Raw genomic sequence first — 14190 nt, forward strand, 5'->3', positions numbered from 1 at the left:
GCCGGAGGCGCTTCCCACTGCGATATTAACTGCAAAAAAAGGGGTCACAAAAAATGACAACAATGTGGGGTCAGTTTGGACTGCCTTTTACAGACACCTGAGAGTGGGGACAACCCGGGAGGTGCTGGATGGCAAGGCAGCGGTTCACTGCGGAGTTCAAGCGCGAGGCGGTTCGGCTGTTGGAGCGCGGCGACAAGCCGGTTTCGCCGTTGGCCTTGGAGCTGGGCGTGCCGCGCAACAGGCTCGACAAGTGGGGCGATGCGATCGCCGCGGACGGCGACCTGGCGTTTCGCGGTTCGGGACGCCGTTCGCCCCAACAGCAGGAGCTGGCCCAGTTGCGGCGGCAGGTGACTCGGCTGGAGCAGGAAAACACGATCCTAAAAAAGCGAAGGCGCCGAGCACACCCCAAAGCCCGGTCCAGACCATGGACGAGACGACTTGCGGAACACCGAACGGCTTGGTCGACACCATCGACCAGGTGCTGGCCTCGAGAACACCCGCCTGGATCAGCGCCCAGAAACCCCCCTGGTGGAAGACGAGGTAGGCAACCGCGCCAGCGATGAAACCGCACAGCGCCGTCCGACCGGGCGCGTTCGAATTCATGGGCCTGTCCTCAAGGAAGGGGGCAATGATGAGTAAAACCGGGGTCTAAAACCGGGGTCAGAGTCGACTTTCTCCGACATGGACCCAGTCGACTCTGACCCCTGTTTCTCCTACAGTTCCTGGCACTGGCCGAATCGAAGGTGGCACATGGGACGTTCTTGCGCTGGAGTGGTGTTGGCGATGGTGTTCTCGCTGGCTGCAGGCAATGCACTGGCACACAACAACAAACTCGTTGCGAGTGAGCGGTACCGGATGAGCGTCGGCTTGATTGCCGAACCCATCTACACGAACGAGCGGAATGGACTGGATCTCGCCATCCGCCGCGCGGGCCAAAAAGAGACGGTCCCGGATCTGGAAGCCGGGCTCAAGGCCGAGATCATCTCGCCGGACGGAAAGTCCCGCCGCGAAATGGCCGTGCGGCCGCGTTATGGACACCCGGGGCGCTACACGTTCGATGTCATGCTGACGCAGCCAGGCTCCTATTCGATCCGGGTGTGGGGCACGATTGATGGCACGGCCTTCGACGAGACCTTCGAACTCAGCGCGGCAAGGCCACTCACCGAGCTTCGATTCCCCGATTAGTCAGGGTGAGCGTGAAAGTGCACTCTGACCCCTGTTTTAAGGCAAGGCCAATCACCGAGCTTCGATTCCCCGATTAGTCAGGGTGAGCATGAAAGTGCACTCTGACCCCTGTTTTACGCCGCGAAATGGCCGTGCGGCCGCGTTATGGACACCCGGGGCGCTACACGTTCGATGTCATGCTGACGCAGCCAGGCTCCTATTCGATCCGGGTGTGGGGCACGATTGATGGCACTGCGTTCGACGAGACCTTCGAACTCAGCGAGGCAAGGCCACTCACCGAGCTTCGATTCCCCGATTAGTCAGGGTGAGCGTGAAAGTGCACTCTGACCCCTGTTTTACGGGTGTGGGGCACGATTGATGGCACGGCGTTCGACGACACCTTCGAACTCAGCGAGGCAAGGCCACTCACCGAGCTGCGATTCCCCGATTAGTCAGGGTGAGCGTGAAAGTGCACTCTGACCCCTGTTTTACGCCGCGAAGAGCTGGAGCTGATCCGGCTGCGCCTGCAACGCCAGCACGCCTTGGGCACCGACCGCTTCCGGACGATGATCGAAGAGCAGCTTCAACGGCGGGCGGGGCCGGCGAAGATCGGGCGGCCGGGTGAGAAGGCGGCTGCGGCGTCTCAAAGCACCCTCTTGTGAAAGTGCACTCTGACCCCTGTTTTTAATTATTGCGCCGTACGAGGCCTGAGCGTCAGGAAGTGAACCTGACCCCGTTTTGACCCTTTACTACCACCACTCCCTAGGATGAAGGGTTGCAGTTATAAATCCATGACCGCGCACGTCCGCGGCAGACACATTCAGCGACTTATCGTCGGGATCAACTTCTACTTCGAAACTAAAGGGAATCTTGTCTAGGTCGACCTCGGCCTCCCCAGACACGGATCCGAACGGGATCAAAACCTTATCTTCACTGTCGTATATAGCGGACTCCCAATCCGGATGACTGTAGTCCACCGTGGCCTTGCAACTCACTGTTCCGTAGACCAAGTAGGTATCTTCCCATGCGCCATAAACTCGGGAAATGTCCAACTCCACTTCGCCCACCTCCGAAACCTCCATTTCGCCATCCTCGACGTCATCGGCATGGATGATGTACTGTTTTAATGCCTCCCCAATGGGGATCTCAAAGGCGTTGGCGTTCGCCTCGACCAAATCGAATACCGATTCGTCGACCATCGAGATGCCGAGTTCGCTGAGAAGGCCTTCGAATGCGTCGACAAAAGAGACGTTAGGTAGGTGCTTCACCGCGGGGCCAAAATCCTTGTCCTGAGCGTGAATAATCAATTTCTCGTCCGCCTCAAGCGCACCCACGAGTGCGGCGAAAATAAACGCGTCAGGGAACTGATCTTTCTTTGAGGCGGCAGAGAACAAGCCGCGGGCGTGCGTGTAGTCGCCCAGGACTTGCGATGGTCGGACGTCATCTATAGAAAGCACCGATGCTTTAGTAGCTTTGACAAAGTCGTTAACACGCAAAAGCTGCTGATCAAAGATTTTTTTTCTAAGCGCATCGCGCTCGACACTGGGTAACTCGATGTCTAAGTAACGCTGTGCACGATCTCTAAAGTCTGGCCTGCAAATGTCCTGGACCTTCTCAAACTCTACTTTTGCGAACCGCTTCGCTACTTCCGCAACGGTAAGATCTGTGGTGACTAGCCGCACAAGCCCCAACTCGCAAAGTTCGACTATTGTCCGAGCCTCGGCGTTGTCTAGGCTATGGCCGAACTGGATTATTTTGCTTGCGTCAATGAATACTTTTCGCGGCATGTCAAAACATTTCCCTATTGTGAGCAGCTACCAGCGAGGTATCCGCGAAGATCGGATGCCGGAGCAAGCACCACACGCGGTGAGCGCGAAAGCGCACTCTGACCCCCGGTCGCCGGCACCTGGCGTTAGACCGTGTTCTCCTGCAGGAACTGCATCGTCTCTCCGGCGGTTCGCTGCGCAAATATCTCAAACATTCCATGGTGCGACTCGCCCGGCGCGACGCTCGAGAACCCCAGCGACTCGAGGTAACGCGGCACTTTCTTGTTCTTTTCGCCCGCGTCCCACAACTTCGAGCAGCGCTCCTTGGCCTTCTTCCACTGCGCTTGCGTGCCGGTGGTCACACACATCTCCACCAGGATCGATTCGCGCACCAATCGGTCCATATCGACTTGGGCAACCAGCTTCGCATCTATCTCTCGCACCACATGGTGCATGACGTTGATCAGGCCGGCAGCTTCCTTGAGCGTCGGTTCTTTCGAGCCGCCGAAGTTGTCCAGCATGGTCGCGACCGACAAACCCCGATACTCCGCCGCGATGTAGGTCCCAGATTTTTCGATCAGCATTCTGTCATCAGCCGTCAGCTCATTGTCCGCGAGTGAGTGCACGCGCCGGTTGCGCCAGTCGATGGCGAGTCTGCACAACGCTGCCAGTAGCGGCTCCGGCCCCAGATCGTGTCTGCAGACCGCGCGGAATTTCTTGGCCACGCTATGCCCTGCTTTGTCCATCTCACTGCGCAAGGAAGCCGCTTCGAATAGAGAAGGCTTCCGATAGGCGGTACTGAGGTAGGCATCAAGCGCGTCGACGGCCCTGACGAGGGCCATGTCGAGGACGAACGCACGACTGCGGCGCGCCGAGGCGACGACGCTACGTGGGTTCCATGACGCGGAGAGCGAGCTGCCGGGCTTGGCCGTATTGTTCTCGACGGCGTTGAGGCCAATCAACGTCGTGATCAAGAAATGATTCGCTTGGCCTAGCATGCCCTTGAACTGGATGCGTGCCCTTGTCGTCTTGATCATGCCGTCTCTTGAAATGGCGCGTATCGGCTGAGTCGAACAGCCACCACCGCTTTTAGGAAGTCCCGCACGCAGGACCTTTTGAAGGCGGCGCTCTACCTTCGCACTCCGGCCGAAACCAACGTGCTCTTAAGCTACATACGCGTGTTGAAGAAGCTAAATCCTGCAGGCTCAAGACTGCGTGCCGAATGAGCGGTGTCCGTTACGTATTCTACAAAGAGATCAGGTTCGACGGGGCAAATGGATACTGCCCCTCAAAGGGGATGCTTCTTCCGCTTAACATGCGAGACAGTGCAAAAGTTGGACCGTGCTTGGGGCAGAGGCTTACGTCGCCACACTGCCAACCGCGTTAAAGACGAAGCGCTTACACTTTTCCGCAAACTGCCGAACGTCCAGAGACGTCGGTGAAAACATTCCGGGATGCGCAGCGCTATTCCGCTGTCCCAGCAAGCGGTCGAGTTCCTCGAAAGCCTGTAGATCGTATTTCCAGATTTCCATTCCGACCGCGATCACATCAAAGTCGCGCCCGCGCTGAAGCTCTCCGAGGCTAGCCACGTTGAGCCCCTTAGTGATCCGGTTGAAGGGAGGCCCCTTTATAGCGGAGGCTGTCGCAGCGGCGGAATTGAACGCGGTAAACCCGATGCGCTGGATTTCGGCATGGAATCGAGCGATAGCCGCTGCCCAAAGAAGGATCATTGCAGCGCGATGGCAGTGAAGCGAGGAGCACCGCGCCGCCTCCGAAACATATTGCGCTTCCTCAGGCGTAACTGACTCGGAAAAAAGAGCCTCTAGTTGCCTAGCAGCAGTTTGTGCCGGACTACCTTCGTATCTCATTACCGGCACCACGATCTTGTCCATAAATCCATCACGGAAGGGCGCAAGCTTCGTTCGGAAAGCGGTAGCGCGAGAGCGTTGTTTTGTGGCGTTCAACACTTCCGTCATTGCTAGATCGTAAGGATCAAGTGCGGGCAAGAAGCCGTCCGTTCCGTTCTTCAGCCCAGTAGACAGTCGGAGCCACTCCCTTGCGTGTCGCGCTAGCTCCGCCTGCATGTCTGCCCGTACTTCCGTTGACCTCAGCTTGGCCAGGTCAGAGTCGAGCCGTTGGATACGGTCGTGGAATCCTTCCAGTTCGTCAGCACTAGGAGTCATTGGCTACTCCGACCCGCCACCGGCGAGGCTAGCAAAAAGAGCCTCGGCTGCCGTTACTCCCCGGGAAGAAAGTGTTATTCCTTCCGCTTGTGTGCAGGTCTTGAACAGCCCCCCCTTACCTAGAGTTGTGCCTGTATTCGCTCGGTCAAAGCAGTTTTGATCAATGCACGCAGCCCTGAACTCCATCCAGTCTGTGCTCCAGTTGCCGGTAGTCAGATAGTTCTTCAGCGAGAGCGCGAGCGCAACATTCCGGGTCTTCTCAGCCTTGTTTGCTCCTGGTGCCACGTGCGCATGAAACGTAAACGGATCAGTGTTGAAGTCGAAAAGCGCTGCGGCTTTGTCCAATGGAACCTTATTGCGCCCCGCCAGGCTCACCAGCTTCGACCGGATTGCTTCAGGAATAGGCGTCCCATTATTCCCATGCGAACTATCTACAGTCGCTCCGACGGCAGTGATAGGGATCGGAACCGCTGAGGGTAGCGGCGTCATGCCCTGAACATATGCGTTCAAGAGAATTTCAAAACACTTTTCTTGTAGCTTTTCCGGACACGCTGCCACCAAGGTCAGGATTCGTTCGAGCTGTGGCTGTGCATCTTCAAACATGCCGCTTCCCCTTTTATAGACCCAAGGACATTGGGGGCTGTTCATCTTTGGGTCAAGCTTCATCCCCGGAAGAATGGTCGCCGCCGAGTGGCTGCCGGTAACTGGTAGGGCGCCGGCGTGAAGCCCGCCAAAATAGATGCCTGCGATTGCTCGCAGGCCGATATTTTCTCTGCTGACAAGTGCTCGACCCTACATGCTCGCCAACATATATCCAGTTCAACGAGCTACATATTCCGCCGATACTCCCCACCCACCTCATACAACGCATGGCTGATCTGCCCCAGGCTATGGGTCTTCACCGCTTCCATCAGCGCGGCGAACACGTTCTGGCGGTCGCGGGCGGTTTTTTGGAGGTAGGCGAGGCCGCTGCCCTGCTCCACACCAGCGCCGGCGTCTGAGGTGTCGTTTGCCCTCACCCCAGCCCTCTCCCGCGAGCGGGAGAGGGAGCCAGCGGCCAGGTCGTTGCGGAGCTGCTGGTAGTTGGCGACGTTGTCGATCTGCTGGCCCTTCTCTTCCGGCGTGCTGCGGATCAGTTCGATCTCGGTGACGATGTCGCCGGCGTGTTCCTTAGGCAGGTAGGTGTTGACGCCGACCAGCGGCAGGCTGCCATCGTGCTTCTTGTGCTCGTAGTACATCGACTCTTCCTGGATCTTGCCGCGCTGGTACATGGTGTCCATGGCGCCGAGCACGCCGCCGCGCTCGCTGATGGCCTCGAACTCCTTGTAGACAGCCTCCTCGACGACGTCGGTGAGCTTGTCGACGATGAAGCTGCCCTGCCAGGGGTTCTCGCAGAAGTTCAGCCCCAGCTCCTTGTTGATGATCATCTGGATGGCGACGGCGCGGCGCACGGACTCTTCGGTCGGCGTGGTGATGGCCTCGTCGTAGGCGTTGGTGTGCAGGCTGTTGCAGTTGTCGAACAGCGCGTACAGGGCCTGCAGCGTGGTGCGGATGTCGTTGAACTGGATCTCCTGCGCGTGCAGGGAGCGGCCGCTGGTCTGGATGTGGTACTTCATCATCTGGCTGCGGGCGGACGCGCCGTAGCGCTCGCGCATGGCGCGGGCCCAGATGCGGCGGGCGACGCGGCCGATGACGGTGTACTCCGGGTCCATGCCGTTGCTGAAGAAGAACGACAGGTTGGGCGCGAAGTCGTCGATGTCCATGCCGCGCGCGAGGTAGTACTCGACGATCGTAAAACCATTCGACAGGGTGAAGGCGAGCTGGCTGATCGGGTTCGCCCCGGCCTCGGCGATGTGGTAGCCGGAGATCGACACTGAGTAGAAGTTGCGCACGGCGTTGTCGACGAAGTACTGCTGGATGTCGCCCATCATGCGCAGGGCGAACTCGGTGCTGAAGATGCAGGTGTTCTGGGCCTGGTCCTCCTTGAGGATGTCGGCCTGCACGGTGCCGCGCACGGTCTTGAGGGTGTGCGCCTTGATGCGCTCGTAGGTCTCGGCATCGACCACCTGGTCGCCGGTGACGCCGAGCAGGCCTAGGCCGAGGCCGTCGTGGGTGTCGGGCAGCATGCCGGTGTACTCGGGGCGTCTGCTCTTACCGGACGCGTCGCCTTCGAAGAGTTTCTCAATCTTCTCGTGGGCGGCGTCCCAGCGGGCCTGGTCCTCGCGCAGGTAGTTCTCGACCTGCTGGTCGATGGCGGTGTTCATGAACATCGCCAGGATCATCGGCGCCGGGCCGTTGATGGTCATCGATACCGAGGTGGTCGGCGCGCACAGGTCGAAGCCGGAGTACAGCTTCTTCATATCGTCCAGCGTGGGGATGTTGACCCCGGAGTTGCCGATCTTGCCGTAGATGTCCGGGCGCTTGGCCGGGTCCTCGCCGTACAGGGTGACCGAGTCGAACGCGGTGGACAGCCGCGCGGCGGGCTGGCCGACGCTGAGGTAATGGAAGCGCCGGTTGGTGCGCTCCGGCGTGCCCTCGCCGGCGAACATGCGGATCGGGTCCTCGCCGGTGCGGCGGTACGGGTAGACGCCGCCGGTGTAGGGATACGCGCCGGGCAGGTTTTCCTTCTGCAGGAAGGTCAGCAGCTCGCCCCAGGACTTGTAGGTGGGGGCGGCGATCTTGGGGATCTGCTGGTGGCTGAGCGACTCGCGGTAGTTCTCGACCTTGATGGTCTTGCCGCGGACCTGGTACTCGTTGACCTCGTCGGTGATCGAGGCGAGGCGTTGCGGCCAGTCGCGCAGGAGCTTGAGGGCGTCGCTGGTGAGGGATTGGACGGCGTCGTTGTAGCGCTGGCGGAGGGTTAGCAGGGTGCGGTCGACGGCGGGAGCGGAATCCCCTTCCTTTGTAGGAGCTGCTTCAGCCGCGACCTGTGCATCGTCCTCACCGTTCTGGGCGTTCTGCGCGTTCGCGGCTGAAGCCGCTCCTACAGCGGAGGAATCGCGGGAGTCAGAGGACTTCGCTGGGCTCTGGAGGTCGTCGACCTTATACAGCTCGAGCTGCTTGGGCAGCTTGTCGTCTTCCAGGTCATGCAGCGACTGCCAGTAGCTCTGCGCGCGGTCGGCGATCTCGGCCTGCGATTCGATCTTCTGGTTGATGGCACGGCCCTGCTCGGCGATCTCGGCCAGGTAGCGCGCGCGGTTGCCGGGGATCAGTACGGTGGCGCGGGGCTCCTTGAGCGAGGTGTCGAGCTCGGGTTGGAAGTCGCACCTCCCCGCTTTTGTAGGAGCAGCTTCACCCGCGATCGTGGAATCGGTTTCCCGGCGGGTTTCGCCGTTGGCGGATGTCGCGGTCGGGCCTGAAGACCCTCCTACAGGCGAAGCAAGCTTCTCGCGCAGCAGGCGGCACAGGTTGGCGAACATCCAGCTGATGCCGGGGTCGTTGAACTGGCTGGCGATCGTCGGGTAGACCGGCACGTCCTCGTCCTTGAGGTCGAACTTCACCCGGTTGCGCTTCCACTGCTTGCGGATGTCGCGCAGGGCATCCTCCGCGCCGCGCTTGTCGTACTTGTTGAGCACCACAAGCTCGGCGAAGTCGAGCATGTCGATCTTCTCCAGCTGGCTGGGCGCGCCGAAGTCGCTGGTCATGACGTACATCGGGAAGTCGACCAGGTCGACGATCTCCGAGTCGCTTTGACCAATACCCGCGGTCTCCACGATCACCAGGTCAAAGCCCAGCCCCTTGAGGAAGCCGATGGAGTCCTTGAGCACCGCGTTGGTCGCCGCGTGCTGGCGGCGGGTGGCCATCGAGCGCATGTAGACGCGCTCGCTGCGCAGGGAGTTCATGCGGATGCGGTCGCCCAGCAGCGCGCCACCGGTGCGGCGGCGGGTCGGGTCGACCGAGATCACCGCGATGCGCATCTCCGGGAAGCTGGCGAGGAAGCGGTTGAGCAGTTCGTCGGTGACCGAGGACTTGCCGGCGCCGCCGGTGCCGGTGATGCCGATGACGGGCGCTGCGCGCAATCGGGACTCGGGGCCCGGGACCACCGCGAGGCGGGACTCGGGAGAAGCCCAGCGCTTGCGGAGGCGTTGGAGTTCCGCTTCTGAATACTGGCCATCCTCGAGCGCCGAGAGAATCCGCCCGATGGCGATTTCATCATCCAGCGCAGGCATTACCTGCTTTCCCGAGTCCCGACGCTCGGAGCCCGAGTCCCGGCCTTCCGACGCCCTGCGCACCACATCCTCGATCATCGCCACCAGCCCCATGTGCATGCCGTCGTTGGGGTGGTAGATGCGCTCCACGCCGTAGGCCTGCAGCTCCTTGATCTCTTCCGGGGTGATGGTGCCGCCGCCGCCGGCGAAGACTTTGATGTGGCCGGCATCGCGTTCTTTCAGCATGTCGACCATGTACTTGAGGTATTCGACGTGACCGCCCTGGTAGCTCGACAGCGCGATGCCGTCGGCGTCCTCCTGCAATGCCGCGCGCACCACGTCCTCGACGCTGCGGTTGTGGCCCAGGTGGACGACCTCCGCGCCCTGGGCCTGGATCAGCCGGCGCATGATGTTGATCGCGGCGTCGTGGCCGTCGAACAGGCTGGCGGCGGTGACGAAGCGCAGCGGCGTGGCGCGCTCGGATTCGGGCTGTTCCGGGGTGCTGGAAAGGTGGGCGGCGGGGGTGCTCATGGCGCGCTCGACTGCGGAAACGGGGATGGGCCGATTGTAACGCGGCGCCTGGAATGGCCCGGGACAGCCGCGGCTCCGGTGTTTGCGCTTGCGGTCGGTCGCTCCATGGCGGGTGGCGAGCGCGGGTCGCCGAGCGCCGCGGCAATCCGTGCAGGGCAGCAGGCCCGTAGGGTGGGCACCGCTTCTGTGCCCACCATTGTTTCCGCCGCTCGGGACGGTAGGCACAAGAGCGGTGCCCACCCTACGGTCTGGACGGCTTTTCCGGGGCGGAGTGCCGCCGCCGGCGCCATTCCGCGTTTCCCTGGCTGACCCTACCGCTGCATTGACCCGACCCTTGCGGTGGTTTGCTTTAGACTGTCGCCCCTGCAGCGGCCGGCTTCCGCCCCCTGCGCAGGCAAATTCATTTCGATTCAACGACTTATCAACCTCAGTTGGCGTAAGCGCTATGCGCACTCCTGACGCCGACGCGGAGCACCCGATGATTTTTGAAACCCTCGACACCTACGGCCACGAGCAGGTCGTGTTCTGCCACAACAAGGACGCGGGCCTGAAAGCCATCATCGCGATCCACAACACGGTGCTCGGCCCGGCCTTGGGCGGCACCCGCATGTGGCCGTACAAGACCGAGCAGGACGCGCTCGACGACGTGCTGCGCCTGAGCCGCGGCATGACCTACAAGAACGCGGTCGCGGGCCTGAACATCGGTGGCGGCAAGGCGGTGATCATCGGCGACCCGGCCACCGACAAGTCCGAGGCGCTGTTCCGCGCGTTCGGCCACTTCGTCGAGTCGCTCGGCGGGCGCTACATCACCGCCGAGGACGTCGGCATCGATGTCAACGACATGGAGTTCGTCTACCGCGAGACCGAGTACGTCACCGGCGTGCACCAGGTCCACGGCGGTTCGGGCGACCCGTCGCCGTTCACCGCCTACGGCGCGCTGCAGGGCCTGATGGCCTCGCTCAACAAGCGCTTCGGCGACGAGGAAGTCGGCAAGTACGCCTACGCCGTGCAGGGCCTGGGCCACGTCGGCATGGAGTACGTGAAGCTGCTCAAGGAGCGCGGCGCGAAGATCTTCGTGACCGACATCAACAAGGGCCTGGTCGACAAGGCCGTGAACGAATACGGCGCCGAGGCCGTGGGCCTGGACGAGATCTACGACGTGCCGGCCGATGTCTATTCGCCCTGCGCGCTGGGCGGCACCATCAACGAGCAGACCCTGCCGCGGCTGAAGGCCAAGGTGATCTGCGGCGCGGCCAACAACCAGCTGGCCAACAACGCCATCGGCGACGAAGTACAGAAGCGCGGCGTGCTGTATGCGCCGGACTACGCGGTCAACGCCGGCGGCGTGATGAACGTGTCGCTGGAAATCGACGGCTACAACCGCGAGCGCGCGATGCGCATGATGCGCACCATCTACCACAACCTCGGGCGCATCTTCGAGATCGCCGAGCGCGACGGCATCCCGACCTACAAGGCCGCCGACCGCCTGGCCGAGGAGCGCATCGAGGCGATCGGCAAGCTCAAGCTGCCGCTGGGCCGCGCCGCGCCGCGCTTCCAGGGCCGCATCCGCGGGCACTGAGCGTTGGACAGTAAGTGACGACGACGGGGCCGAGTGCCCCGTCGTTGTTTGCGGACATCGATAGCCCTCCCCTTCAAGGGGAAGGAGAAGAGCCACCGGCGGAGCACTCCCGACCCGCCCGATCATTTTCGATAGGAGTCGCCATGCGTCCGTTCCCCCTCGGTGAAGAAATCGACGCCCTGCGCGACGCCGTGCGCCGTTTCGCCGACGCCGAAATCGCGCCGCGCGCCGAACAGATCGACCACGACAACGAGTTCCCGCAGGAGCTGTGGCCGAAGCTGGGCGAGATGGGGCTGCTCGGGCTGACGGTGCCGGGCGAATACGGCGGCAGCGAGCTGGGCTACCTGGCCCATCTGGTGGCGATGGAGGAGATCTCGCGCGCCTCCGGCTCGGTCGGGCTGAGCTATGGCGCGCACTCCAACCTGTGCGTCAACAACCTCTACGCCAACGGCAACGAGGACCAGCGCAACCAGTACCTGCCGAAGCTCTGCAGCGGCGAGTGGAAGGGCGCGCTGGCGATGAGCGAGCCGGGCGCCGGCTCGGACGTGGTCGGCTCGATGAGCTGCCGCGCCGAGCTTCGTGGCGAGGTCTGGGTCGCCAACGGCAACAAGATGTGGATCACCAACGGCCCCGAGGCCGACGTGCTGATCGTCTACATGCGCACCGCCGGCAAGGACGCGGGCAGCCAGTGCATGACCGCCTTCATCGTCGAGAAGGGCATGCCGGGTTTCTCCACCGCGCAGAAGCTCGACAAGCTCGGCATGCGAGGCTCCAACACCTGCGAGCTGGTGTTCGAGGACTGCGAGATCCCGGCCGCGAACGTGCTGGGCGAGGTCCACGGCGGCGTCAAGGTGCTGATGTCGGGCCTCAACACCGAGCGGCTGGTGCTGACGGGCGGGCCGATCGGGCTGATGCAGGCGGCCATGGACATCACCTTGCCCTACGTGCGCGAGCGCAAGCAGTTCGACCAGGCGATCGGGTGCTTCGGGATCATGCAGGCCAAGATCGCCGACATGTACACGTCGCTGCAGTCGAGCCGCGCCTTCGGCTACCAGGTCGCGCGCGATTACGACGCCGGCCACAAGAGCCGCGTCGATGCCGCGTCATGCCTGCTGCAGGCCAGCGAGGCGGCGGTGCAGGTCGGCCTGGAAGCGATCCAGGCGCTGGGCGGCAATGGCTATATCAACGAGTATCCGGCCGGGCGGATCCTGCGCGACGCCAAGCTCTACGCGATCGGTGCCGGCACCAACGAGATCCGCCGGATGCTGATCGGCCGCGAGTTGTTCGACGGCAAGTCCTGACGGGAACGCCGTGCTGCACCGCCGCCTTGGTTTCGGCCCTCCCCCTTTGGAAAAGGGGATCCAGGGGGATTTGCTGTTGCTCCCGCTTGCGGCCAATGGCGGGACGCAGTCCAGGCCATTGCACTAGCCCTGCGGTGGCCACACCTCGTTCCTGCCGCCCTTGAGTCGAAACGGAGCGGTTTGCCGCAGTGCAGCATGCCGCCGCATAATCGAACGGTCCGGCCGTGCGCCGAGCTCTCTCAATCAGGAGTCCCCCATGAGCGATGTTGTCATCGTCGGTGCCAAGCGCACCGCCATCGGTTCCTTCCTCGGCCAGTTCACCGGCGTGCCAACCCCGACACTGGGCACCGCCGCGATCGCCGGCGCGCTCGAGCATGCCGGACTCGCGCCGGACCAGGTCGACGAGGTCGTCATGGGTTGCGTGCTGCCGGCCGGTCTCGGCCAGGCGCCGGCCCGCCAGGCCGCGCTCGGCGCGGGGCTGCCCGACTCCACGCCGTGCACCACCATCAACAAGGTCTGCGGCTCGGGCATGAAGGCGATCATGTTCGGCTTCGATGCGATCAAGGCCGGCTCGGCCAGCATCGTCGTCGCCGGCGGCATGGAGTCCATGACCAACGCCCCGCACCTGCTCAACGGCGCGCGTACCGGCGTGCGCTACGGCAATGCCGAGTTCCTCGACCACATGGCCTTCGACGGGTTGACCAATCCTTACGACGGCAAGGCCATGGGCGTGTTCGGCGACATGGCGTGCAACAAATACGAGTTCGATCGTGCGGCGCTGGATGCGTTCTCCGAGGAGAGCGTGAAGCGTGCGCAGGCAGCGCAGGCCGACGGCACATTCAAGGACGAGATCGTCCCGGTCACGGTCAAGAGCCGCAAGGGCGAGGTCGTGGTCGACACCGACGAGGAGCCCGGCAAGATCGACACCGCGAAGATGCCGGGCCTGCGTGCCGCGTTCGGCAAGGAGGGCGTGCTGACCGCCGCGTCGTCCTCGAAGATCTCCGACGGCGCCGCCGCCACGGTATTGATGAGCATCGAGGAGGCCAACAAGCGCGGGCTCAAGCCGATCGCGCGGATCGTCGCCCACGCCGGCCACGCGCAGGCGCCGGAGTGGTTCACCACCGCGCCGGTGCAAGCGATCTCCAAGGTGCTCGACAAAGCCGGCTGGAAGGTCGCGGACGTCGACCTGTTCGAGATCAACGAGGCCTTTGCGTGCGTCGCGATGGCGCCGATCAAGGACCTGGGCATCCCGCACGAGAAGGTCAACGTGCACGGTGGCGCGGTGGCGCTGGGCCACCCGATCGGCGCCAGCGGTGCGCGCCTGGTGGTGACTTTGCTCAACGCGCTGCACAAGCGCGGTGGGAAGCGCGGTGTAGCCTCGCTGTGCATCGGCGGCGGGGAGGCTACCGCGGTGGCGGTGGAACTGCTCTGAAGCCCGCCACGGCGGGCGATGAACCGGCGCGACGCCGTTAACGACGTCTTAACCAAAATTACACCTGAACCCGCTTGACAGCCGTC

The 14190-nt window shown here is 62.6% G+C and carries 11 protein-coding genes and 1 tRNA gene; 6 read left to right on the top strand and 6 right to left on the bottom strand.

Annotated elements, in window-relative coordinates:
• Positions 1-128 precede the first annotated feature (128 nt).
• The 3 genes from ACJQWM_RS03535 (at position 129) to ACJQWM_RS03545 (ending at position 1484) form a co-directional block, all read left to right on the top strand.
• Entirely contained in the window at positions 129-563 is a 435-nt protein-coding gene (locus tag ACJQWM_RS03535; RefSeq protein WP_411306669.1) for a transposase, read from the top strand.
• A gap of 220 nt (positions 564-783) precedes the next feature.
• Complete coding sequence (locus ACJQWM_RS03540; protein ID WP_332701863.1) at positions 784-1185, top strand: hypothetical protein; 402 nt, start codon at positions 784-786, stop codon at positions 1183-1185.
• Between the two features lie 176 nt (positions 1186-1361).
• Positions 1362-1484, top strand: coding sequence for a hypothetical protein (locus ACJQWM_RS03545; protein WP_332701861.1), 123 nt, complete (start codon positions 1362-1364; stop codon positions 1482-1484).
• A gap of 429 nt (positions 1485-1913) precedes the next feature.
• Here the strand turns inward: ACJQWM_RS03545 and ACJQWM_RS03550 are convergent, their stop codons facing one another.
• The 6 genes from ACJQWM_RS03550 to ACJQWM_RS03575 all read right to left on the bottom strand — a co-directional run bounded on the left by ACJQWM_RS03550 (position 1914) and on the right by ACJQWM_RS03575 (position 9792).
• Entirely contained in the window at positions 1914-2951 is a 1038-nt protein-coding gene (locus ACJQWM_RS03550) for a PIN domain-containing protein (protein WP_332701859.1), read from the bottom strand.
• Between the two features lie 125 nt (positions 2952-3076).
• On the bottom strand, positions 3077-3967 hold the full coding sequence (locus ACJQWM_RS03555) for a hypothetical protein (protein ID WP_332701857.1): 891 nt from the start codon (positions 3965-3967) through the stop codon (positions 3077-3079).
• Between the two features lie 14 nt (positions 3968-3981).
• Positions 3982-4108, bottom strand: a tRNA-OTHER gene (locus tag ACJQWM_RS03560).
• Between the two features lie 180 nt (positions 4109-4288).
• Positions 4289-4906 (bottom strand): hypothetical protein, encoded by a 618-nt coding sequence (locus tag ACJQWM_RS03565; RefSeq protein ID WP_332701856.1) that lies wholly within the window; start codon positions 4904-4906, stop codon positions 4289-4291.
• A 210-nt stretch (positions 4907-5116) separates the two neighbouring features.
• Complete coding sequence (locus tag ACJQWM_RS03570) at positions 5117-5716, bottom strand: hypothetical protein (RefSeq protein WP_332701854.1); 600 nt, start codon at positions 5714-5716, stop codon at positions 5117-5119.
• 224 nt (positions 5717-5940) lie between these two features.
• Positions 5941-9792 carry a methylmalonyl-CoA mutase family protein gene (locus ACJQWM_RS03575; protein ID WP_332701852.1) on the bottom strand — a complete coding sequence of 1284 codons (3852 nt, stop codon included), beginning with the start codon at positions 9790-9792 and terminating at the stop codon, positions 5941-5943.
• Positions 9793-10270: 478 nt separating this feature from the next.
• Between ACJQWM_RS03575 and ACJQWM_RS03580 the strand changes: the two genes are divergently transcribed.
• The 3 genes from ACJQWM_RS03580 to ACJQWM_RS03590 all read left to right on the top strand — a co-directional run bounded on the left by ACJQWM_RS03580 (position 10271) and on the right by ACJQWM_RS03590 (position 14104).
• Positions 10271-11371, top strand: coding sequence for a Glu/Leu/Phe/Val dehydrogenase dimerization domain-containing protein (locus ACJQWM_RS03580; RefSeq protein ID WP_332701850.1), 1101 nt, complete (start codon positions 10271-10273; stop codon positions 11369-11371).
• Between the two features lie 143 nt (positions 11372-11514).
• Positions 11515-12672 carry an isovaleryl-CoA dehydrogenase gene (locus ACJQWM_RS03585; protein WP_332701848.1) on the top strand — a complete coding sequence of 386 codons (1158 nt, stop codon included), beginning with the start codon at positions 11515-11517 and terminating at the stop codon, positions 12670-12672.
• 256 nt (positions 12673-12928) lie between these two features.
• Positions 12929-14104 carry a thiolase family protein gene (locus ACJQWM_RS03590; RefSeq protein WP_332701846.1) on the top strand — a complete coding sequence of 392 codons (1176 nt, stop codon included), beginning with the start codon at positions 12929-12931 and terminating at the stop codon, positions 14102-14104.
• Positions 14105-14190 lie beyond the last annotated feature (86 nt).

The sequence above is a fragment of the Novilysobacter longmucuonensis genome, from assembly GCF_046600735.1.
Classification (GTDB): Bacteria; Pseudomonadota; Gammaproteobacteria; order Xanthomonadales; family Xanthomonadaceae; genus Novilysobacter_A; species Novilysobacter_A longmucuonensis.